General features: G+C 52.1%; 28 protein-coding genes and 2 pseudogenes. 27 read left to right on the forward strand and 3 right to left on the reverse strand.

Translation table 11 applies throughout. From position 1 onward, the window contains the following. The first annotated feature begins 17 nt into the window (after positions 1-17). Both NFS22_RS04075 and NFS22_RS04080 read left to right on the forward strand, forming a co-directional pair. Entirely contained in the window at positions 18-497 is a 480-nt protein-coding gene (locus tag NFS22_RS04075; RefSeq protein ID WP_160572600.1) for a PcfB family protein, read from the forward strand. Continuing rightward, positions 494-2,266: a VirD4-like conjugal transfer protein, CD1115 family gene (locus tag NFS22_RS04080; RefSeq protein WP_251316492.1), complete on the forward strand. Its 1,773-nt coding sequence runs from the start codon at positions 494-496 to the stop codon at positions 2,264-2,266. Before NFS22_RS04075 ends, NFS22_RS04080 begins: the two co-directional genes overlap by 4 nt. Here NFS22_RS04080 and NFS22_RS04085 read toward each other — a convergent pair. Next, positions 2,224-2,697, reverse strand: a complete 474-nt coding sequence (locus NFS22_RS04085) for a hypothetical protein (RefSeq protein ID WP_251316493.1) — start codon at positions 2,695-2,697, stop codon at positions 2,224-2,226. The two genes, NFS22_RS04080 and NFS22_RS04085, sit on opposite strands and share 43 nt — an antisense overlap. 242 nt (positions 2,698-2,939) lie before the next feature. Here NFS22_RS04085 and NFS22_RS04090 point away from each other — a divergent pair. The 7 genes and pseudogenes from NFS22_RS04090 to NFS22_RS04120 all read left to right on the forward strand — a co-directional run. Beyond that, a pseudogene (locus NFS22_RS04090) lies at positions 2,940-3,086 on the forward strand (Maff2 family mobile element protein); the annotation flags it as partial. A 175-nt stretch (positions 3,087-3,261) separates the two neighbouring features. Then, positions 3,262-3,474: a helix-turn-helix domain-containing protein gene (locus NFS22_RS04095; protein WP_066541662.1), complete on the forward strand. Its 213-nt coding sequence runs from the start codon at positions 3,262-3,264 to the stop codon at positions 3,472-3,474. A gap of 18 nt (positions 3,475-3,492) precedes the next feature. Next, the gene (locus tag NFS22_RS04100; protein ID WP_066535599.1) at positions 3,493-3,858 is read left to right on the forward strand and encodes a TnpV protein; all 366 of its coding nucleotides are present in this window, start codon (positions 3,493-3,495) and stop codon (positions 3,856-3,858) included. A gap of 138 nt (positions 3,859-3,996) precedes the next feature. Further along, positions 3,997-6,372, forward strand: a complete 2,376-nt coding sequence (locus NFS22_RS04105; protein ID WP_066535596.1) for an ABC transporter permease — start codon at positions 3,997-3,999, stop codon at positions 6,370-6,372. A 15-nt stretch (positions 6,373-6,387) separates the two neighbouring features. Continuing rightward, a complete protein-coding gene (locus NFS22_RS04110) occupies positions 6,388-7,146 on the forward strand; it encodes an ABC transporter ATP-binding protein (RefSeq protein ID WP_066535593.1) in 759 nt (252 codons plus the stop codon). Between the two features lies 1 nt (position 7,147). Beyond that, on the forward strand, positions 7,148-7,813 hold the full coding sequence (locus tag NFS22_RS04115) for a response regulator transcription factor (RefSeq protein WP_066535590.1): 666 nt from the start codon (positions 7,148-7,150) through the stop codon (positions 7,811-7,813). Beyond that, positions 7,800-9,023, forward strand: coding sequence for a sensor histidine kinase (locus NFS22_RS04120; RefSeq protein ID WP_066535581.1), 1,224 nt, complete (start codon positions 7,800-7,802; stop codon positions 9,021-9,023). Before NFS22_RS04115 ends, NFS22_RS04120 begins: the two co-directional genes overlap by 14 nt. Positions 9,024-9,243: 220 nt before the next feature. Here the strand turns inward: NFS22_RS04120 and NFS22_RS04125 are convergent, their stop codons facing one another. Next, complete coding sequence (locus NFS22_RS04125; protein WP_251316494.1) at positions 9,244-9,417, reverse strand: hypothetical protein; 174 nt, start codon at positions 9,415-9,417, stop codon at positions 9,244-9,246. Positions 9,418-9,564: 147 nt separating this feature from the next. Between NFS22_RS04125 and NFS22_RS04130 the strand changes: the two genes are divergently transcribed. The 17 genes and pseudogenes from NFS22_RS04130 (at position 9,565) to NFS22_RS04210 (ending at position 20,814) form a co-directional block, all read left to right on the forward strand. Continuing rightward, positions 9,565-9,963: an RNA polymerase sigma factor gene (locus tag NFS22_RS04130; RefSeq protein ID WP_066535578.1), complete on the forward strand. Its 399-nt coding sequence runs from the start codon at positions 9,565-9,567 to the stop codon at positions 9,961-9,963. 109 nt (positions 9,964-10,072) lie between these two features. Then, positions 10,073-10,531: a hypothetical protein gene (locus NFS22_RS04135; protein ID WP_066535575.1), complete on the forward strand. Its 459-nt coding sequence runs from the start codon at positions 10,073-10,075 to the stop codon at positions 10,529-10,531. Between the two features lie 6 nt (positions 10,532-10,537). Then, positions 10,538-10,816, forward strand: coding sequence for a DUF3847 domain-containing protein (locus NFS22_RS04140; RefSeq protein WP_066535572.1), 279 nt, complete (start codon positions 10,538-10,540; stop codon positions 10,814-10,816). 247 nt (positions 10,817-11,063) lie between these two features. Then, positions 11,064-12,458 (forward strand): MobQ family relaxase, encoded by a 1,395-nt coding sequence (gene mobQ / locus NFS22_RS04145; RefSeq protein WP_272482109.1) that lies wholly within the window; start codon positions 11,064-11,066, stop codon positions 12,456-12,458. A gap of 31 nt (positions 12,459-12,489) precedes the next feature. Then, complete coding sequence (locus NFS22_RS04150) at positions 12,490-12,810, forward strand: DeoR family transcriptional regulator (protein ID WP_236757176.1); 321 nt, start codon at positions 12,490-12,492, stop codon at positions 12,808-12,810. 12 nt (positions 12,811-12,822) lie between these two features. Next, positions 12,823-13,785: a ParB/RepB/Spo0J family partition protein gene (locus tag NFS22_RS04155; RefSeq protein WP_066535570.1), complete on the forward strand. Its 963-nt coding sequence runs from the start codon at positions 12,823-12,825 to the stop codon at positions 13,783-13,785. After that, a complete protein-coding gene (locus tag NFS22_RS04160) occupies positions 13,775-14,116 on the forward strand; it encodes a hypothetical protein (protein WP_066535568.1) in 342 nt (113 codons plus the stop codon). Before NFS22_RS04155 ends, NFS22_RS04160 begins: the two co-directional genes overlap by 11 nt. An 8-nt stretch (positions 14,117-14,124) precedes the next feature. Then, positions 14,125-14,487, forward strand: coding sequence for a cysteine-rich VLP protein (locus NFS22_RS04165; RefSeq protein WP_066541653.1), 363 nt, complete (start codon positions 14,125-14,127; stop codon positions 14,485-14,487). Between the two features lie 113 nt (positions 14,488-14,600). Then, positions 14,601-15,356 carry a phage replisome organizer N-terminal domain-containing protein gene (locus tag NFS22_RS04170; protein ID WP_066535566.1) on the forward strand — a complete coding sequence of 252 codons (756 nt, stop codon included), beginning with the start codon at positions 14,601-14,603 and terminating at the stop codon, positions 15,354-15,356. Then, the gene (locus tag NFS22_RS04175) at positions 15,353-16,159 is read left to right on the forward strand and encodes an ATP-binding protein (protein ID WP_066535563.1); all 807 of its coding nucleotides are present in this window, start codon (positions 15,353-15,355) and stop codon (positions 16,157-16,159) included. Before NFS22_RS04170 ends, NFS22_RS04175 begins: the two co-directional genes overlap by 4 nt. Before the next feature lie 26 nt (positions 16,160-16,185). Further along, positions 16,186-16,395, forward strand: a complete 210-nt coding sequence (locus NFS22_RS04180; RefSeq protein WP_066535560.1) for a hypothetical protein — start codon at positions 16,186-16,188, stop codon at positions 16,393-16,395. Further along, positions 16,385-18,040 (forward strand): recombinase family protein, encoded by a 1,656-nt coding sequence (locus tag NFS22_RS04185; protein WP_066535559.1) that lies wholly within the window; start codon positions 16,385-16,387, stop codon positions 18,038-18,040. Before NFS22_RS04180 ends, NFS22_RS04185 begins: the two co-directional genes overlap by 11 nt. A gap of 93 nt (positions 18,041-18,133) precedes the next feature. Beyond that, a pseudogene (locus NFS22_RS04190) lies at positions 18,134-18,217 on the forward strand (Maff2 family mobile element protein); the annotation flags it as partial. A 13-nt stretch (positions 18,218-18,230) separates the two neighbouring features. After that, positions 18,231-19,100, forward strand: coding sequence for a VirB6/TrbL-like conjugal transfer protein, CD1112 family (locus NFS22_RS04195; RefSeq protein WP_251316495.1), 870 nt, complete (start codon positions 18,231-18,233; stop codon positions 19,098-19,100). A gap of 21 nt (positions 19,101-19,121) precedes the next feature. Further along, positions 19,122-19,547 (forward strand): SpoVG family protein, encoded by a 426-nt coding sequence (locus NFS22_RS04200; protein WP_251316496.1) that lies wholly within the window; start codon positions 19,122-19,124, stop codon positions 19,545-19,547. A 1-nt stretch (position 19,548) separates the two neighbouring features. Beyond that, the gene (locus NFS22_RS04205; protein WP_251316497.1) at positions 19,549-19,989 is read left to right on the forward strand and encodes an XF1762 family protein; all 441 of its coding nucleotides are present in this window, start codon (positions 19,549-19,551) and stop codon (positions 19,987-19,989) included. A 15-nt stretch (positions 19,990-20,004) separates the two neighbouring features. Next, positions 20,005-20,814, forward strand: a complete 810-nt coding sequence (locus NFS22_RS04210; RefSeq protein WP_251316498.1) for a DUF3848 domain-containing protein — start codon at positions 20,005-20,007, stop codon at positions 20,812-20,814. A 14-nt stretch (positions 20,815-20,828) separates the two neighbouring features. Here the strand turns inward: NFS22_RS04210 and NFS22_RS04215 are convergent, their stop codons facing one another. After that, positions 20,829-21,473, reverse strand: coding sequence for a hypothetical protein (locus NFS22_RS04215; protein WP_251316499.1), 645 nt, complete (start codon positions 21,471-21,473; stop codon positions 20,829-20,831). 231 nt (positions 21,474-21,704) lie between these two features. Between NFS22_RS04215 and NFS22_RS04220 the strand changes: the two genes are divergently transcribed. Continuing rightward, positions 21,705-22,124 carry a PrgI family protein gene (locus NFS22_RS04220; RefSeq protein ID WP_251316500.1) on the forward strand — a complete coding sequence of 140 codons (420 nt, stop codon included), beginning with the start codon at positions 21,705-21,707 and terminating at the stop codon, positions 22,122-22,124. The last annotated feature ends 9 nt before the right edge of the window (positions 22,125-22,133 follow it).

Raw genomic sequence — 22,133 nt, forward strand, 5'->3', positions numbered from 1 at the left:
AAAGGAGGCAGATCATCATGCAGGACGAAGTGCGGGATAAATCCGTAGCCTTGGCAATCAAGGTGGGCAAGACTGGCGGCAGGCTGACCGCCGATCTGCTCAAATGGGCTATTCGGAAGTATCTGGCGCAGTCCCATAATCCGAAAATCCACCACGGTAAACAGAGTGTGAAGCAGCTTGTGGGCCAGGGCGTTGGCGTTAAAAACATTGAGATCAATGAGAAGAACATCAAGAGCTTTGAGAACGTGGCGAAAAAATACGGCGTGGATTTTGCTCTGAAAAAGAACCCGGATAAGGGCGAATACTACGTTTTTTTCAAAGCGCGGGATGACGACGCTATGCAAGCCGCCTTTGCCGAATACGCCGCTAAAACCATGAAACGCAAAGCCCCGGAGAAGCCGTCTGTACGGCAGGCGCTCTCCCACTTCAAGGAGGTTGCACGGAGTATGACCCAGGATACCGTCAAGGACCGGGACAGGGGGGAGCGTGGACTGTGAAATTTGATTTGAAAAAATTCCTGATTCTCAATTTCCCTTATGTGTTCATCTTCTGGTTCTTCAACCGCGTGGGCGAGGGCTACCGGCTGGCCGCTGGCGCGGATATGGTGGCAAAGGGCATGGGGGCAATTTCCAGCCTGGGGGCGATCATTTCCGGCAATCCCCTCCCCAGCTTCCACCCCCAGGACCTTCTTGTTGGGCTGATCGGCGCGGCCTGCATCCGGGCGGCGGTCTATATCAAGGCCAAGAATGCCAAGAAGTACCGCCACGGGGTCGAGTACGGTAGTGCCCGTTGGGGAAATTCCGACGATATTAAGCCTTTCATCAATCCCCAATTCGACCAGAACATTCTCCTGACGCAGACAGAGCGCGTCATGGTGGGGAGGAACAAAATCCCCAAGTACAATATCAACAAAAATGTGCTGGTGATCGGCGGTTCCGGCTCCGGCAAGACCCGCTTCCACATTAAGCCCAACCTCATGCAGATGAACGCTTCGTATATTGTCACTGACCCGAAAGGCACCGTGGTCGAGGAATGTGGTAAGATGCTCCAACGTGGTGGATATGAGATAAAAATACTCAATACTATCAATTTTAAGCAATCCATGAGGTATAACCCCTTCAAATATATCTACTGTGAAAATGATATTTTGAAGCTGGTCAACTGCATCATGGAAAACACCAAGGGAGAGGACAGCAAGGGCGGGGAAGATTTCTGGTCCAAGGCCGAAGCCTTGTACTATCAGGCGTTGATTGCCTATATCTGGTACGAAGCCCCAGAGGAAGAAAAGAACATGACCACGTTGTTGGAAATGTTAAACGCCTCGGAAGTGCGTGAAGATGACGAAAACTTCAAAAATGCCGTTGATTTGATGTTTGAACAGTTGCAACAGCGTGACCCCGAACATTTTGCCGTCCGGCAGTATGTCAAATACAAAATGGCTGCGGGCAAAACAGCTAAATCTATACTTATTAGCTGCGGCGCTCGGATGGCTCCCTTTGATATTAAAGAGGTCCGTCAGCTCATGGAGGGCGACGACCTGGAGCTGGACAAGATCGGGGACCGAAAAACGGCCCTGTTCTGTATCGTCTCCGATACGGATATGACCTTCAATTTCATCTCAGCCATGGTCTACACGCAGATGTTCAACGTCCTGTGCGACAAGGCTTTAGAGAACGGCGGCGCATTGAAAACCCACGTCACCTGCCTTCTGGACGAGTTCGCCAACCAGAAGATTCCCAACTTCCAGCACCTCATCAGCGTGATTCGCTCCCGCGAGATTTCCGCGCACATTGTTGTGCAGACGCAGAGCCAGCTCAAAGCGGTCTACAAGGACCATGCGGAGACAATTATCGGCAACTGCTCCTGCGTTTTGTTCCTCGGAGGTAAGGAAAGAAGCACCTTAAAGGAGATTTCCGAAACTTTAGGGAAGGAAACAATCGACCTCTACAACACCTCTGACACCAGAGGGAGCCAGCGAAGCATGGGCGTCAATTACCAAAAACTTGGTAAAGAATTGATGTCCACCGACGAGCTGGCAGTGATGGATGGCGGCAAGTGCATCTTGCAGGTGCAGGGCGTAAGGCCGTTTTTCTCCGATAAGTTTGACATTACCAAGCACCCGCAGTACAAGTATCTGCTGGATTCCAGCAAGAAGAATTACTTTGATATTGCGAAGTTCCTGGTCCGCAGGCTGACAGTGAAGCCGGATGATGTTTTCGAGTGCTACGAGATGGAAGCTCCGTCCTCCGGGGATTCCCCCTCCTGACGGGGCGGCTCCGCTTTCTCCAATGCTGCCGCCTTTAGCTGGCTGACCCGCTTTGTATCAACGAAGTGCGTGGCATACCAGCGTTCAATTTCTGGATTGCCGTTCTTGCTGAACCGAAGGGGGATTACCGGCTTATGGCCCTGACCCCCCTTTTTCTTTACGCCCCACCGTTTGTAGCAGCAGAAAGACGGCTTTAACCCCGCCTTTTTCGCATACACCCGCATCTGGTGCATGACGGTGGACAGCTTGCTTAAATTGGCCGTACAGACGCGCTCCAAGTAGGAGACGCGCCCATACCGCCAGTTTTCATAGTCCTTTTTGGACAAATAGCCTATCTCCATCAGCACATCCACCGGAGCCGCAAAGCCCCGGTCCCGGCATTGCCGGTACATGGCTGAATTTACCTTGTCAGTCAAATCTCTATTGTTCATGGAGAACCCCATTTATCTGTGTTATCTGCATTATACGGCAGAAACCGGCATTTGTAAAGGCTGGCACAATCTTTGACCGTCTGGCCGGACAAGCTGCTTTTGATAGCTGTTACTCAAAAGCTACGTTCCCGGCCCGGTAGCACCGCCGACTGACACGTTCAGTTGGCGGTGTTTCATATTTCCGGGGAGGATTCCCTGTCACATTCAAAATCAATATTTTACAACATTATGGAGGTATTTTAATGGAATTTTTCACTTCTGCTATCGACACTTTGAAGGTTCTGGTAATTGCCCTCGGCGCTGGCCTGGGCGTGTGGGGCGTCATTAACCTGCTGGAAGGCTACGGCAACGACAACCCCGGCGCGAAGTCGCAGGGCATGAAGCACTTGACCCCCAAATTGATGTAAAGAAAAACGAGAACAAATGCGTTGTGTATGCCGCAGTTTTTGGAGAAGAATTGCAAGACCGCATTGTGTTTTCTCAACAGAGGCGGTATAATGGTTAATAGACCATAGTGCCGGGGCCGCTACTGCTGACCCTGGCACTGGAAAGGTGAGAATGACTATGAAAATCAGCTATAAGCCGCTGTGGAAAACATTGATCGACAAAAATCTGACCAAGAAAGATTTACGGCTCCAGGCGCATTTGACAACAAATCACATCGCCAACATGGGCAAGGGAGAACATATCTCCATGCAGACCCTTATCAAGATTTGCGAAACGCTGAACTGCGATATTGCCGATGTGATTGCGCTGGTGCCAGATAACGACCCGTAAGGGAGAAAGGGCATCACAATGGAAAACGGATTGACCTATATTCGCGTTGGAGACTACTATATCCCCAATCTGGCATTAGACCCCGAACCAGAGGAACCGGTCAGGGATATTGGCAAATATGGTCGCATGAGGTTGACCTACTTGAAGCAGCACCGGCGCAAGCTGTACCGGGAGCTGGTGGACACAGGCAAACTCCAGGCACATCTACTGGACATCAACGACACCGCCAATGACTGGCTGGACAGGATGATGCCGCAGATGGCAAAGGCGGCGGAGGCCACCGAGGAATTGAAAGCCCGCGATCAAATGGCGTGGGTCGGACTGATGAATAGCTGCAAAGCACAAGTTGAGGAAATTATCTTTGCGGAACTGGTATACTGTTGATTAGCTGAAGGCCAGAGGGTGTATCCTTCTGGCCTTTTCTGCGAATAAGCATCTATTTTGATTTCCGCGAACCGATTTAAGGATTCTTTAATAACTCCTATGCTACAATAGGTCCACAAAGCGAAAGGAGCAGTGGAAATGTATTTACGAATACTGAAAAAAGACCTGAAACGAAAAAAGGCGATGAACGTGATCTTGCTTGTATTTATCATACTTGCGTCAATGTTCGTGTCGTCGGGCGTGAATAACATCATAAGCGTTACAACGGCGCTGGACGATTATTTTGAAATGGCGGACGCACCCGACTACATTGCGATGACAAGGAACAAATCAGGTGCGGTCGATGTTGACGGGATTTTAAATTCTGCCGCTTCGGTGGAAAGTTTCGGCAAGGAAAAAATACTGTATATGGAGTCCGCCAATGTCACCTTTGAGGATGAAAGCAAAACTGCATCAAACTTAAGCTATATTTTTCTTCAGAGTGACGAGGATATGTCCATGAATTATATTCTTGACGACGGCAGCATTCTGAAATCGGTAAAGAGAGGCGAGTTTTATACGACGGCGGGCATGGCGGAGGATATTGGACTTGAGGTCGGAGATAAAATGACTGTAAAGCTCGGCGGCATAAGCTGTATATTTACGTTCGCGGGTGGTGTCAAGGATGCGGTTCTTGGCTCAAAGGGAATATCAATACAGCGTTATATCATAAGCACCGAGGATTTTGAAAAATTCATATCTGCGGAAAATGTTGAGAAATTTTACGGCGGCGAGCTGGTTTACATACGTACCTCGGATATGGAAAAAATGCTCTCTGAAGTCAAACCGCTTATCAACGATGCCCTTTTGGCAGGGGACAAGGCGACTATCAAACTTTCTTATGCTTTTGATATGCTGGCGGTCGAGACCCTCCTTATGGTAAGCCTTATTTTTGTAGCCGTCGCGTTTGTGATCCTGCGGTTTACCATTGCGTTCACGCTTTCCGAGGAGTTCCGCGAGATTGGCGTTATGAAAGCAATCGGTATCCGCAATCTGAAGATTAGGAGTCTGTACCTTGTGAAATACGCGGCCCTTTCCGTTATCGGCGCGGTGGCCGGCCTTGCGCTCAGCTTTCCTTTCGGTGAAATGCTGATGAGCGTTGTCCCTAGCTCCATTATCATAAACAATCAGAACGCGGCGCTTTCCAACGTCATTTGCGCGGTGTGCATGGTTGGCGTCATCATGCTGTTCTGCTACGGCTGTACGGGCAAGGTCGGGAAAATGTCCCCCATTGACGCTGTGCGAAACGGTCAGACGGGCGAGCGCTTCCGCAAAAAGAGCATGATGAGCCTTGGGAGATCTAGGCTTCCCGAAACAGTGTTTCTCGCACTGAACGATATCGTAAGCAGTCCGAAACGCTTCAGTATCATAACCTTCGCATTCTTCCTCTGCCTGTCGCTTCTGCTTGTCCTTTCGACAACGGTTTCCACGGCGAAAAGCGGTGTGCTCTTCAACCTTTTCGACCTTGCGGACTTCGACATATCCGCCAAAGGCGAGGTAACGGAGTTTATGACGGAGAACGGCCACGAAAAGCTGGAAGAATACCTTTCGGATATGGAGGAAAATCTCGCCCAAAACGGTATGCCCGCGCTCTGTATGCAGGAAATGATGTTCAAGCTACCTGTGTCACACGATGAAAACGAGAGCAGCATTACAATATATCAGGGCACAGGAACGACTGCGGATATGTATGAGTACATTGAGGGCACGCCGCCGCAGTCTGTCGGTGAGGCTGCGCTGTCCCATCTTTCTGCGGACAAACTGAAAGCGGATATCGGTGATACGATTACAATAAAGACCATCGATGGCGACAAGGAATTGATAATAACAGCAATTTTTCAGTCCATGAACAATATAGGCGAGAGCGTGCGGGTTCACGAGGACGAGAAGATTAATTACATACAAGCGCAGAAAGCACTCTTCACACAGATCAAATTCACCGATGAACCCGATGAAACGGAAACAGCCCGCCGTATGGAAAAAATCCAGAAGCTTTATCCCGAACTCGACGAGGTCAAAAATCGCGGCGAAACTATATCGGATCTGCTCAAAGTTGTGGATACTTTTGATACGACAAAGCAAATGGTCGTTGTTCTCACGTTCATTTTAGCGGTGCTGATTACTGTGCTTATGGAGCGTTCCTTTATCGCTAAGGAGTTGGGCGAAATTGCGTTTATGAAAGCAATCGGCACACGAAACGGAAAAATCTATGCTTACCATACCCTGCGATTTGTTTTCGTCGGATGTATGACGGTAATCGCAGCGGAACTTTTTGCCCTGCCGCTTACGCATCTCTTCATTGATCCGTTTTTCAAGATGATGGGTATGGCGCTTGCTGTTGATTATGTGATAAACCCGTTTGAAATGATCCTTGTTTTCCCGCTGGTTATTCTTGCCGCTACAGCGGCAAGCGCGTTCTTCGCCTCGCTGTATACCAAAACGATAACGGCCTTGGACACGGCTAATATAGAATAAGAAAGGAAATCTGATATGAATATTCTCGAAGTAAAAGATCTCTGCAAAACATATATCGTAAACAAACGGCAGAATAATGTACTGAAAAACGTAAATTTTATGATTGATGAGGGAGAAATGGTCGCCGTTATGGGGCCGTCAGGCTCTGGAAAATCCACGCTGCTGTACGCAGTTTCGGGCATGGATGATCTTACCGCAGGGGAGGTGAACTTCTGTGGAAAAAATATCGCAGGGATGAGCGAAAGAGAACTTGCAGACCTGCGCCTTGACGAAATGGGTTTTATCTTTCAGCAAATGTATATGCTGAAAAACCTCACCATATTGGATAATATCATACTTCCTGCAACGCAATCCAAAAAGCAGCGTGAACCCCGCAGGGAAACGGCGCGGCGCGGCCAGGATTTCATGCGCAGGCTCGGCATTATCGACATTGCCGACAACGACATCAACGAGGTTTCGGGCGGCCAGCTTCAACGGGCGTGTATCTGCCGCAGTATGATGAACAATCCGAAAATGATTTTTGCCGACGAGCCGACAGGGGCTTTGAACCGCACTTACTCCGACGAGGTAATGGAGGAACTTGTAAAATTAAATTCTGAGGGAACAACAATCATGCTCGTTACCCACGATGTTAAGGTTGCGGCAAAATGTACAAGGGTCATGTACATTGTTGACGGGAACATAAAGGGAGAGTACGACTTAAGCGGCTGTTCCACACAGATAAGAGAGCGGGAGCGCGCATTAAATAACTGGCTTCTGGAATTAGGGTGGTAATATGGATATTCTCATTGTTGAGGACAACAAGGAGCTTGCCGATCTGCTGTATGATTTTCTCCGTGCGGAAAATTACACAGTATCGGCGGTTCAAACAGCCGAAGAAGCCTTGCTGCTGTACGAAAGATACGGCGCAAGGCTTGTCGTGCTTGATATCATGCTGCCCGACAGGGACGGGTTTTATGTTCTGGAAAAAATCCGTACAGAAAGCAACACGCCCGTACTGATTGTAAGTGCGAAAACGGAAAAAGAGGACAAGCTGAACGGACTGAATCTCGGCGCAGACGACTACATTGAAAAGCCCTATGATATTGATATCATGCTCGCAAAAATAAGCGGAATTTTTAAACGCCGTTACGCTCTTGATGAAATTACTGATGGCAATATACGCATAAATAAGGCGAGCCGTACCGTTTACAAAAACGGAAAAGAGCTGGAAATGACCACGAAGGAATTTGAACTGCTCCTGCTTTTGATGGAGAATATGGGCAGGGCTTTAAGTAAGGAATACATTTTCGGGCAGGTCTGGGGCAGCGACAGCTTTTCGGAACAGCAGACACTGACGGTACACATAAAATGGCTGCGGCAGAAAATAGAGGACATCCCCAAAAAACCAAAAAGAATAGTGACTGTATGGGGGGTGGGCTATAAATATGAAAGCGTTTAACAGAATTTTCTCGGTAGTTGCGGTTGCCGTGATACTATTGTTTGCTGTCGTGAATTTAATTCTTGCCGCCGACAAGACCAATAACGGCAGACTGTACCGCGTAGAGATAAACCGCCTTGTTCGAGAAATAGAAGCGAACGGTTCTGCCGACATTTCCGAATGTGAGTATGTAACAAATATTGAACGATACGGAAAAGACTTTTACAGCGCGGACAGCGACTATGTTATCCGTGAAATAAACGGAGAACTGTATCGTTTCGATTACCGTGCAAATGGTTATTCCAACAAAGCACATCTTGTAGGAATTGTAAACGCAGTTCTCGGTACTATGGCGATTTTATTTATCGCAGTTATGCTTTACATAAAATTTGCAATTCTTGCGCCCTTTGAACGCTTGAGCAGTATCCCCTACGAACTTTCAAAGGGTAATCTCACCGCGCCAATAAAGGAAACGAAAAACCGCTTTTTCGGAAAATTTCTTTGGGGAATTGATATTCTCCGTGAAAATATAGAGCAGCAAAAGCAGCACGAATTGGAAATGCAGAAAGAAAAGAAAACTCTGCTGCTATCGCTTTCGCATGATATTAAAACGCCACTTTCCGCGATAAAACTGTACTCGGCTGCACTATCGAAAAATTTGTATTCAGACGCAGAAAAACAGCACAAAATCGCTGAAAACATCAATGAAAAAGCGGACGAGATTGAGAGGTATGTTTCGCAGATTGTAACAGCTTCAAGAGAAGATTTCCTGAGCCTTGAAGTGAATATGGGCGAATTTTATCTTTCGGAGCTTGTTGAAAAGATCACAGGATATTATAGGGAAAAATTGGCGCTTATCAAAATTGATTTTACCGTAGGGAGATATAAAAATTGTCTGCTTTCAGGGGATTTAAGCAGGAGCGTTGAAGTGTTGCAAAACATAATGGAAAATGCTCTTAAATACGGCGATGGTCGGCACGTGGCATTGATTTTTCCCGAAGACGACGAATGCGTTCAGATTGCGATCACGAATGGAGGTTGTACGCTCAGCAAGGACGATTTGCCGCATATTTTCGAGAGCTTTTGGCGCGGCGCTAATGCAGAAAACATTCGCGGCAGCGGGCTGGGGCTTTACATTTGCAAACAGCTTATGCGCAAGATGAACGGCGAGATTTATGCGGAGATCAATAATGACATCATCACTGTTACTGCGGTTTTCGCAAGAGTGTAATTGCTGATTTTAGGATGAGAATGAAGTAAACCTGGGAAGGTAGCAATTCTGATCGCATGAAGCTCGTGTTGCAACCCACAGATTGTTACACGGCAACGGAACGTACTATCTTTTCCGCAAACTGCTAAAAGTAACTCAACACCATATCCCATCTGCCCAGCGGCAGAAAAGAAAAAAACCGCTGCTGGGCAGAACGATTATCCATGTCTAAAAGTTGTTTTCAGCGGCGGTTTTGACTTTTCAAAGCCGCCGCTTTTTTATGACCAGTAGGCGGCATATAGGAGGATGCCGCCATGCGATTAAAGGTAGATAGGTACTTGTCAAAAAAAGCCTGGCTCCCGTAGCGGTGTACTCCACCCAGGTTTGCGAAAATAGTCGTTTTCTGACGGCTCATAATGTTGTTCCCAGCGCCCGAATAGTTTCGCACTATCCGGGCGCTTTTGTATTTTCGGGGGAGCGGCACCGGCCCCGCTGCCGCTCCCCGCCCCTCTCGTTCAGACCAGACCCCGACATAAAAATCTGAACGAGAGGATAATGCACGATGGAAATTACCATCAGGAAGCATAGGCGTAATCTGTCTTATGAAGATGCCGCCACCCTAGCCGAGTTTTGGGTGCTGGCTGAACACTTTGACCGGAGCCTTTACCGCGAGTGGAAAGACCACTGGGACGAGCGAGGCTATGACGAGTACATAGTTGTCACCGAGGGCCGTCTGCCCTACTGCGAATCGCCGGAGCAGTATGTGTGCCGCATGGAAACCCGCAGGGAAATCTTGGCGGTGTTGGCCCTCTGTACCGAGAAACAGCGGGAGCGGTTTTTGCTCCACGCTCTCTATGATCTCAGCTATGAGGAAGTCGGAAAGATTTGCAGCTGCTCCAAAAGCTCAGTCCAAGCGTCTATTGATGCTGTCCGAAAGATTTTTCAAAAATTTTGGAAATAGACACATACGATAGGCGGTTCAAAATGGCTATAAGGTGAGGGGCATCACGCTCCATCACCGGGAGGGACAAGCTGTGGCTTGTCCCTCTTGCTATCTGGAGGAGGTCACTATGGCAATCATCAACCTGAGACGCTACTACCCACACTACCCGAAAGACAAATTTCTGGAAGTGCCGGACGAGGTAGCGGACGCGCTGGAAGAAGGTCGGCGCATGGAACACCGGCAGGACAATCGGCAGAGCTACTACCATGTCTATTCCATGGATTGCACCCCCGCTATCGAGAACCATGCCATGTTCCTGGTGCTGTCCCCGGAGGAACTGCTGATCCAGGACGAGGACGAAGCTGCGGCGGAGTTGGTACTGGCAAATCTGGCCGCTGCCATGACCCTGCTCTCCCCTACCCAGGCGCGGCGGCTCCATGCCCGGTACGCGCTAAAAAAGAAATTCCGGGAGATAGCGGCGGACGAGGGGATCAGCGACAGTTGCGCCGCCGCATCCGTCACCGGCGCGATCACAAAGCTGCAAAAGTTTTTCATCAAAAATGGCTGGATGCCAAAGGAGGCTTGATAGCAAATGGACAAAGCATCATTGGAGGCTGAAAAGGCTCACGCAGAGAAAGAAATCTCTCAGCTTGAGAGCCGCCAGAAGATTTTACTGAACCGAATCCGCAAAGAGGAACGCAACGCCAGGACAAGCCGCCTGTGCCGCCATGGGGCAATTCTGGAGGGCGTGTTCCCTGCCGTCCTTGACGCTGACGGCGAGGCGATCAAGGAGTTTCTGATTGCCCTTTCCCGCCTGCCGGGAGCGGGGGAGGTTGCAGAAAAAACGCTGAGCGCCGAGGACGCTGGGTAAGTCACTTCGGAGAAGTGCGCACTTATACACCGTTCCGGTGTCGTGCGCCCTGCCGGGGGCTGTTGCGTCCTTCGGACGCGATGGGGAGCTACGCTCCCCAAACCCCTTGTGCGCCAAGGAAAACAGAACATCCGCTTTGCGTCTGTTCCGTTTTCCCCGGCCTTTATCCCACCGCCGTCAACACGCCGAAAGGAGGTAAAACCGCATAGCTATTTTTCATTGTCCCATTCAGATCATCAAGCGGAGCATCGGCAAATCTGCCGTAGCCGCTGCCGCCTATCGGAGCGGCGAACGACTGGTGAATGAGTGGGACGGCATGACCCATGACTACACGCATAAGGGCGGCATTGTCCATACGGAGATCATGCTGCCAGCCCACGCCCCGCCAGAGTTTCAAGACCGCTCCACTCTCTGGAACTCTGTCGAGCAGATCGAGAAAGCCAGCGATGCCCAGCTTGCCCGCGAGATTGAAGTTGCCCTTCCTGTGGAATTGTCACCGGCTGCACAGTTAGCCCTTGTCCGGTCATTCGTCAAAGACAATTTTGTGGATGCCGGGATGTGCGCTGATTTTGCCATCCATGACAAGGGAACGGGCAATCCTCACGCTCATATTCTGCTGACCATTCGCCCGCTGAAATCGGATGGACGCTGGGGGCCGAAGTGTCGGAAAGTTTATGATCTTGATAGCCAGGGCAACCGCATCCCTGATGGTAAAGGCGGCTGGAAGAATCATCGGGAGGACACCACCGATTGGAATGACCGGGGCAATGCGGAGAAGTGGCGGGCGGCATGGGCCGTTTACGCCAATCGTGTATTGGAGACGGCGGGCCGACCAGAGCGCATCAACCACCGTAGCTACAAAAGGCAAGGTGTTGATAAAATCCCCAGCGTCCACATGGGGCCTGCCGCCTCGCAGATGGAGCGGAGGGGCATCGCCACCGAGAAAGGCAACATCAACCGGGAGATCGCCGCTGACAATAAGCTGCTGAAGGAGATCAAAGCCCGTATCACCCGGCTCTATAACTGGTCAAAGGAGCAGGCCGAGGCCGCGCCTGTCCAGGGCAGGGAGAGCATCATCGCCCAGCTATGGCAGGCCCGTATGGACACCGCCGCCCCCTCCACCCGTTCGGGTAAAATCCGAAAACTCCAGGAGGACGCGAAGCTGTTCAATTTGTTGCAGAAAAACGGCATCACGTCCATGGAGCAGCTACACGAAAAAGTTGCCGCCATGAACAAGGATTATTACGATCTGCGCGGCAAAATTGTCAAGGCTGAACGCCGCCTCGCCGTCCTGGATGAACGCATGGAAATGTGGGCGCAGTACGAAAAGTACAAGCCTATCCGCCAAAAGCTGGACAAGGTGAAACCAGGCAGGCGGGAGAAGTACCAGCAGGAGCATAGGGCAGAACTCGCCGCCTTTGATACTGCCGCTGATTTTCTGAAAGGGCTGAAAGAATCCGGCGAGAAGATCACGCCCAAAGCGTGGCGGGCCGAGGCCGCAAGGCTGACCGCACAAAAGGATTTCGATTATCAGAAAATGCGGGATATACGGGAGGACATCAAGGCTGTTGAAAATCTCCGCAAAACCGCTGACCGGCTGGCCCGCGAGGGACAGCGCCAGCAGAGGGGAACTGAACGTTGACACATCAATTTTATGAAAGGATTTTTGAATTATGGATATGAACCCATGGGAGCGCCGCCAGAAGATTTTGGAGGCTCTGTGCCTCCGGCGGCACGACACTTACGGCAATCTGGCGCATGAGTTTAACGTCAGCACTGGGACAATCCGCCGCGACATTGTGGTGCTGACCTGTTCCTATCCCATCGAGACGGTGAAGGGCGGTCACGGCGGCGTCAGGGTGGCTGAGTGGTTTCACTTGGATCGCCGTTCGCTGAACTCTGCGGAGATCACTTTTCTCCGCAGACTGGGGGAATCGCTGGACGGCCCTGATCTGGAAATGCTCAACCGGATCATTGCCACCTTTTCGCATTGAGGGAGGGCCGGTATGCGTATCAAAATTAGCAGTATCAAAATCAACCCTGGGCGGCGGGAGGCTGAACCCAAGGCCGTGGAGGAACTGGCCCGGAGCATCACCGCCGTGGGTCTGATGAACCCCGTCACCCTCGACCAGAACAACACCCTCGTTGCCGGTCTGCACCGGCTGGAAGCGGCAAAACTGCTGGGCTGGACGGAGATCGAGTGTACCACTATCGGAATGGACAGCGTACAGGCGGAGCTTGCCGAGATTGACGAGAACATTGTCCGCACCAAACTGAACCGGCAGGAGTTGTGCGAACAGCTTTTGCGCCGGAAGGAGATTTATGAGACGCTCCACCCGGAGACACGCCACGGCATGAGGAACGGGCAGACCTCTAAAAATGCCAATTTGGCAACTTTAGAAACGAAATCCTTTGCCGAGGACACCGCAGAGAAAACCGGCATGAGCAAGCGGGCGGTCAGCCGCCTCCTTCAGATCGCCAACAATCTGACCAGGGATGCCCGGAGAATCGTTGAGGCCCACAGCATGACCCAGGACACCGCTCTGAAGCTGTCCCGGCTCCACTACGATGAACAAGTTGAAGCCGCCACCATGCTGGCAGAGGGGACTATGCAATCGGTGGAGCAGTACCAGGAGTACCAGCGGGAGCGGCGAAAGGCAATCGCGTTGTCCCGCCCTCTGTCTGATGAGCCGCCTGTTGATACCCGGACGGAGGAAGAGAAGGAGCGGCAGAAAAAGGAATCCCTGGACGGCCTTGTGCGGGAATTTTCCCGGTTTATTGAACAATTCCTTGACCGGATGAAGATGTACCAGGGCTATGCTGACGATTTTGCAGAAATGTCCCAGTTGCAGATCAGTCAGGTGTGGGACAGCGCCGCCGCCGTGGATATGGCGATCATCGCTTTCTCCAAGGAAGTGAAAGCGTTGCAGGCGGAGAATGAAAACGGAGGACACGACAATGAAAACTGATTACATCACCAGCGACCCCACCCTGCCGCCCTACCTGGTTCTTCCCCAGTTCCTGCTGAACCTGGATGTTCGGTTCACGGCGAAAGAGGTCTATGCGATCCTGCTGGATATGGTGCTGAACTCCGAGGTCGCGCAGACCGACCAGCAGGGGCGGCGGTATCTGGCGTTCTACAACAAGATCATTGCGGAGATCATCGACCGCACTCCCAGCACAGTGGCGCAGTCACTTCGGGAGTTGGAGGACGTTGGGCTGGTGGAGAAGAAGCTGATAGCCCTCCATACCCCCTATCACATCTACATCAAGCTACCTATTGTGGAGAATGAGCCGTGATCCAGCACATGAACTACCAGCAGTACCGGACGGCCCGGAGGCTGGTACATAGCTGCTGCAATTATGATTGCGGGAATTGTCTGCTTCTGGACGATAGCGAGGAATGTGTCTGCCCGCAGAGCATCACATATTCGCTGGTATGTCGCTGGTTCTGCGTTGCCGTTCTGCCCCTGGACGCTGGCCTGTGTGCCGCCCTACTCCATCGGGCAGACAGAAAGAAATGTGTCCTCTGTGGCGGTTACTATCTGCCGAAATCCAACCGGGCGAAATACTGCCCGGAGTGCGCTACTGCGGCCCGCCGGAAGAAGGAGGCAGAGCGCCAGCGCAGACGCTACTACGATTCTACGCATTTAGGGCCTAAAAAGCCCTGATTTTGCAAGGCTTTCCGAGGGCGGCTCGATAGGGGCCTGATACATTCCCTATCCAGCACCCCGGAAGGCCCTCTAGCGGCCCGCAGAGGCCATTCTACAAAGGAGTTTTCCCTATGACCGAGAACAGGCGCTATTACTACCTCAAACTGAAAGAATATTTCTTCAACAGCGAGACGATGATGATTTTGGAGAGTATGCAGGACGGTCTTCTATACTCCAATCTGCTGCTGAAGATGTACCTTATGTCGCTGAAAAGCGGCGGCATCCTCCTGTTGGGAGATCACTTCCCCCACACGCCACAGACCATCGCCACCTGCACCCGGCATCAGATCGGCACAGTGGAGCGCGGTTTGAAAATCTTCTTGCAGTTGGGGCTTATCGAAATCCTGACTGACGGCGCGTACTACATGACCGACATTCAACTGCTGATTGGTCAGTCCTCCACGGAGGGCGAGAGGAAGAAGCGGGAGCGGAGCCGGTTACAGCGTCAAAAGCTGCTGCCCTCTGGTGGAATGGACATTTGTCCACCCAATAGGCGGGTGGACAAATGTCCGCCTATATTAGAGAAAGAGAAAGATATAGAGTTAGAGATAGATAGAGAGATAGAGGGGGGAGAAATCGCCCCCGCCGTTTTGGGCCGCTATCAAAATGTTTTTCTGTCTGCTGGTGAACTGTCCGAACTGCAAAACGACTTCCCCGCCGTCTGGCAGGAGTATATCGAGAGGTTATCCGAGTACATGGCCTCCACCGGCAAACAGTACCGGAGCCACACCGCCACCATTCGTCGCTGGATAGCGGATGACCGCCGCAAGGCCGCTCCCCCTGCCCGTGACCGGGATTACAGCGTGAAGGACGGTGATACCGTATGACGGAGATCCGCGAGGACGAATATCTTGACCCCGCTGACGGTCTTATTCATTGCCGGAAGTGCAGAGGCCCCCGGCAGGCGGTTATCCCCGACCCGTTCAAGGGCGGCAGTTTCAAGCCCAGGTGTGTCTGTTCCTGCCAACAGGAGGCGGAGCGCCGCCGTAAGGAGGCCGAGGAACGCCGCCAGCGCATGGAGCGCATCAGGCGGCGCAAGGCCCAGGGACTGCAAGACCGATACCTCTACGGCTACACCTTCGCCAACGACAACAGCAAGAACCCGGTCATGGAGAAAGCCCACGCCTATGTCGATCACTGGCCCCAGGCGTTCAAGCGGAACATCGGACTACTGCTGTTCGGAGACGTAGGGACTGGCAAATCCTTCGTAGCCGGGTGCATTGCTAACGCTCTGCTTGACCGGGATGTACCTGTACTCATGACCAACTTTCCCACCATCCTGGCCCGCCTGTGCGGGACGTTCGGTGAGGACAGGACGGACTTTCTGGACAGCCTGGGAGACTATGACCTGTTAATCATAGACGATTTAGGCGCGGAACGCAACACCGAATATGCCCTTGAGCAGATGTTCAGCATCATTGACAGCCGCTATCGCTGTAACAAGCCGCTGATCGTGACCACCAATCTGAAGCTGGACGAGTTAAAGCGCCCACCCGACCTCGCCCACGCCCGTATCTATGACCGGATTTTAGAACGCTGCGCCCCCATTCTCTTTGCCGGAAAGAACTTCCGGGAGGACAACGCCGCCAGCACCAAGGCGGCGGCGCGGCGCATCGTATCACCAGAATAATTTTGAAAATTGGAAAGGAGCCGCCTATGGCAAAAGCGAAGGAGCCTGTTATTACCGTCAGCACCGTGTTCGCCGGGAGGCAGACCGACAGGCAAGCCTTTATTGATTTGATTATACAGAAAAAAGAGATTGCTAAATCGCAAGTTGCGCTTGACATTACCGCTCCCACGCGGTATAATGAAATCACTCCAAACTGCGGCATACACAGCAGGACGGAGGTCATAAATGAGGACTAACACTGTGTATGCCAATTCTTACCCGCAGGAGGTGAGAGCCGCTATCTACTGCCGTCTTTCCAAAGACGATGATCTCAGCGGACCCAGCGCCAGCATCCAGAACCAGCGCGAACTTCTGTGCAGCTATTGTGAGGAACAGGGCTGGCGTGTGGCAGGGATTTTCCAGGACGACGGGTACACCGGGCTGAACATGGACCGCCCCGACTTCCAGCGGATGCTGGGTGCGGTGGAGCGTGGGATGTTCGATGTGATCCTGACGAAAGACCTGTCCCGCCTGGGCCGGAACTACTTGCAGACCGGACAGTTGATCGAAGAATTTTTCCCCAGGAACAAGGTGCGCTATATCGCACTCAATGACGCTGTTGACAGCAATATCGAGAACGATATAACCCCGTTCCGCAACATTCTGAACGAAATGTATAGCCGGGATGTAAGTAAGAAAGTCCATTCGTCCTACTTGACGAAAGCCAAGTCCGGCAAGTTTACCGGATGCCTCGCCCCCTTCGGCTACCGTAAAGACCCGGAGGACAAAAACCGCCTTATCATTGACGAGGACACCGCATGGATTGTCCGAAAAATCTATGATTATGCCCGCAACGGCAGCGGCCCGAACCGCATCCGGCGCAGGCTGGAGGACGAGGAAATCCCCTGCCCCGCGTGGTGGAACCGTCAGAAGGGCTTGCGCGATCACGTCACCAAGTTTGAGCGCGAGAACCCGGAGCGCGGACGGTTTATCTGGGACTTCACTACCATCAAGGAAATCCTGTCTAATCCTGTTTACATCGGCGCTATCGCCTCCCAAAAGGTCAACTACCGTTTCAAGATCGGCTGGATGGGGGATAAGCGGCGCGAGGAATGGATTATCGTTGAGGGGATGCACGAGGCGATTATTGACCGGGACACCTACGACATTGTGCAGGAGAAAGTCAAGAGCCGGAAACGGGCGGACGCCTGGGGGAATTTCAGTCTGTTCGCTGGGCTGGTGAAGTGTGGGCAGTGCGGCAGCACCATGAACATCCGCCGCGCCAATCAGAAGGGCAACGACCGCATCTACACCTGTTCCCGGTACAACAAGTATGGAGTGGCCCACTGTACCCAGCACCGCATCAAGTATGACACGCTTTACAATATCGTGCTGGAACAAATTAGGGCCTGTGCGAGAAAGGCCCTCTCTGATGAACAGGAGGCAGCCGCCCAGCTTCGGGAGAACTGCCAAGCGGACGAGCAGGCCGAGCGCGAGGCCATCCAGCGGAGCATTGACGAGGATACCGAGCGCATCACCGCCCTGGAACGCATCATCAGCCGGGTCTATGAGGATATGATCGCCCAGCGCATCAGCGAGGACAATTTTAACCGCATCCTGGAGAACAGCCAGACCGAACAGGCCACGTTAAAGAACCGTGTCACGCTGAACCGGGAGCGACTGTCCCAGCAGACCCAGGAGCAGGAGGACAACACCCGCTGGCTGGAGATCATCAAGGACTACGCTGACATTCAGGAGCTGGACGCTGTGACGCTGAACCGGCTGGTGCAGAAGATTGTCATTCATGAGGACAAGGACGGCGATACCGTCCGGCAGACGGTAGAAATTCACTTTAACTTCAACAATCAGGCGGATAAGCGCAGACTTATCCGAGAACTGTAACAAAATAGAGCCTATCAATCTGGACAGCAGGGGGATCAGGGTGTACCTAACGGGGCCATGCCGCCGCCAGCCGTGGGCTGTTTCACCAATTTTGGAATGAAACAGCTCATGGCGGGCGGCGGCGTGGCCCTGATTGGTATGCAGCTCATCCCCCTGCTGGCGAACCTGTTCGGCTAAGAGGGCGTAGCCAATGCTGAACATCCTCGACATAATCACAGACTGGATCAAGGGCATCCTCCGGGACTGCATTATGGGCAACCTGGACGGGATGTTTGACCAGATCAACAGCGAAGTCGGGGAAGTTGCGGCAAACGTGGGGACGACCCCGGCGGCATGGAACGCCGGGGTTTTCTCCATGATCCGCAATCTGAGTGATAACGTGGTGGTTCCGATAGCCGGGATGATTATTACCTTTGTCCTGTGCTACGAGCTTATCAGTATGCTCATGGAGAAAAATAACTTCCACGACTTTGAAACTTACGCCATTTATAAATGGGTGCTGAAAGCGTTCATTGCCGTTTACCTCGTCACCCACACCTTTGATATTACCATGGCAATCTTTGAGATGGGGCAGAACGTGGTACAACAGAGCGCCGGAATTATCACCGGCACCACCAGCCTTGACTTTGCCACGGTCATAGGGGACGTGTCCGCGCAGTTGGAGGCCATGGAGCTGGGAGAGCTGTTCGGTCTGCTGGTGGAGACGATGCTGCTGAAAATCACCATGCCCATTCTGTCCTTCTGCGTGATGATTGTGCTGGTGGGGCGGATGATTGAAATTTACATCTACTGCTCTATCGGCGCAATTCCCTTCGCCACCATGACCAACCGGGAATGGGGGCAGATGGGGCAAAACTACCTGCGCGGCCTTGTGGCTCTTGGTCTGCAAGGCTTTTTCATTATGATCTGCGTGGCGATTTATGCCGTGCTGATTGGGCAGATCACCAGCGGAACCAACCTTCATATTGCTATCTGGCAATGCGCCGGGTACACGGTACTGCTGTGCTTCTCCCTGTTCAAAACCGGCTCGGTCAGCCGGTCTATTTTCAACGCACATTAAAATGAGAAGGAGGATTGCAATTTGAGTGAGAATAGAGCGCCGGAAACCGGCGCAGAGGTCCCTGCCGTCCCCGGCGTGGACGTGAAAATCTATCTCCCCAAGGACCCGGATAAGGACCATGGCAAGCTGATGGGCTTTGCCAGTGTGAGCCTGGGCGGCGTATTCGCCGTCAACAACATCCGCATTTACAATACGGAGAATGGGCCGTATGTCTCCATGCCCAGCACCAAGGGGCAGGACGGCAAATATCACGACATCTGCTGCCCCACCACCAAGGAAATGCGGCAGGCGCTGAACGCCGCTGTTTTGAGCGCATATGAGAAAGCGGTGGAGCAGGAGCGTCCCCCTTCCGTGCGCGGCGCACTCAAGAGCGCGGCGAAAGAGACGGGGGTGCGAGAAGCGGCGGCTCCTGCCCAGGAGCGGAATACGGACAAAGGGGCGCGGTGATATGCTCACCTTAACCCCGGTATCACTGAAAGAGGCCAACGCTTTTGTAGCTGCCCACCACCGCCACCACAAGCCCACCATAGGCCACAAGTTTTCCATTGGGTGTGCGGCGGAGGGGCGGCTGGTGGGCGTTGCCATTGTGGGCCGTCCCGTGAGCCGCTATCTGGACAATGGCCTGACGCTGGAAGTGACCCGGCTCTGTACCACGGGCGAGAAAAACGCTTGCAGTATGCTGTACTCTGCGGCGGCGCGGGCGGCAAAGGCTATCGGCTACCGCAAGATCATCACCTACACGTTGGACACGGAGGCCGGAGCCAGTATCCGGGCAGCGGGCTGGACGTGTATGGGGCAGGCAGGGGGAAAACGCTGGACCGGCAAACGCTGTCCCGTTGTGGACCTCTGCCCGCCGCAGATGAAATTGCGGTATGAGAAATTATTATAATGGAAGGAGACGTTCATGGACACAGAAAAATTGAATCAGGCACTATATGACAAAATGGCGGCGGAACAGGAGCAGTTCAAGCACGGGCTGTTGGGCATGACAGCGGAGGAAGCCCTGAACCATGCCTATGAGTACGTCATGCGGGAGGATATTCTGATGTCGATGGAGGTGCTGAATCTCCCCGCACCCCAGGCGGAGGCGCTGCTGGAATCCCCCTGCCCTCTGGCGGATATTTACAAGGACTTCCGGGACATGGAGACAGGTCACATGGACAATATCCGGGAGTGCATTGAGGGCAGGGCCGAAAGTTTGATGGAGGCCCAGCGGGAAACTGCCCCCATTATCCCGATTTATCCGCACACCGGCGAATATGCCAGAGAGCATGGAGAGTTGGACGCTTTCCTCGCCTCCCTGGAAACGAATGTTGCCTGCCGGGATGCTATTGAGACGGCAATTAGGGAGGGCTTTGATGGAATGAGTCTCCATGCTGACACAAAGGGCGTACTGGCGGCGTTTGGTGCGGAGCGTGTAAGTCATGTACTGGCTGCTACCCTTCAAGGTATAAGGAGCGATCCCCGTGTTTCCAGCGGCAATCGGGCGTGGGCGGCAACTGTCCCCATGTTTGATACTGCGGGCCGTCACCGAGACTATCTCATCACAAGCCATCCTGGTGTTCTAAGCATCTTCGTTACACAGACACGGAAGGAAATGGACGCTATGCAGAAACAGACGGAGAAGAAGCCCTCCATTAAGGCTCAGCTTGCGGCGAAGCCCGTCCCCGGTGGCCAGCCCGCCGCAAAACCGAAAGGTCAGGAGGTGAGATGAGCTAAGGCGACGCTCTATTCATCATCCCATCCTTCAAGATTGGTTTCTTCAATTTGAATACCATCTTCGTTGTAGATATACCCAACTCTGGAGGAAATTTTATAAAACATTTCCAGTGTGGTCAGACGGTTATAACGATAATCACACTTGCTTAGCATCCAAAAGATTTCTATGTCTGTTTCCCGAATCAGCCGGTAGCTTTTTATATATCTAACAGGTGCAGTATGGACAGTGTAAAGTCGAAAAGTCTCGCCAGCGCAGCGAAGGTCAAGTAATATTTCCAATGCCAACAAACCGATGGGCTTGGAATAATTGACAACAAACACATTGATACCATGAGAAATTGCCCAGGTATATGCTTTTTTAATCTCGGCACGGTAGTGGTCTGCGTTCAAAAAATTCACTCTTTTCTTGTTGCGGCCTCCCCCAAAATACATAGTATTTTGAGGAATTAGGACTGGTTCTGAACGGATATGTTCTTCATACTCTTGTTGTAACCGTTTGTCCAGTTCTCTGAATTCTTCAATTTCTTCTACGGTAGCAGCCAGGTCGTTTGCACTCTCCAAAATTTTATTCAAGGAGAACGGGAAGAGTTTACTTCGCAAAGAGGACGCTGTCCTTCTCATATGAAAGCAAAGCCGGTAAAACTGTTCATTCATGGTATTATTAACTCCTTTGTGTACTTGTTTGGATTTCCCTCATTATATATAACGTAGCACGCTGGCAATTTTGGACACTACAATAAAAATTTTTTGAGTACGCAATCGGAAAATATGAATATGTGAGGTGAGGCAACTTATTTCCCCCAAAAATCCAATTAACATTTCCGTCCCGTGTGTGGCCTATATCATGCAGGGCATCCGGGATGTGCTGCGAAAGGAGGTGTAACCATGCCCTTTGTCCCTGTCCCGAAAGACCTCGCTAAAGTAAAGACGAAGGTTGCGTTCAACCTGACCGCGCGCCAGCTCATTTGCTTCGGTGCGGGCGGTCTGATTGGCGTACCCGCCTATATGCTCACCCGGAACAGTCTCGGCAACGAGGCGGCGGCTCTGCTGATGATCGGCCTTATGCTGCCCTTCTTCCTGTTCGGCATCTACGAAAAGGACGGCCAGCCCTTAGAGAAGGTGCTGGGCCACTTCATCCGGGCGCAGTTCCTCGCCCCCAAGGTCCGTCCCTACCAGACCGACAATCTCTACGCCGCTATGGAGCGGCTGAACCACCACGAAAAGGAGGTACACGCGATTGCAAAAACAGCAGGCAAAGCAGGTAAAAAATCTGCAAGCCGCAAAAAGACAGCACAAAAAAGATAAGGCTGATCT

It is taken from the genome of Flintibacter muris, assembly GCF_943192995.1.
Lineage (GTDB): Bacteria > Bacillota > Clostridia > Oscillospirales > Oscillospiraceae > Lawsonibacter > Lawsonibacter muris.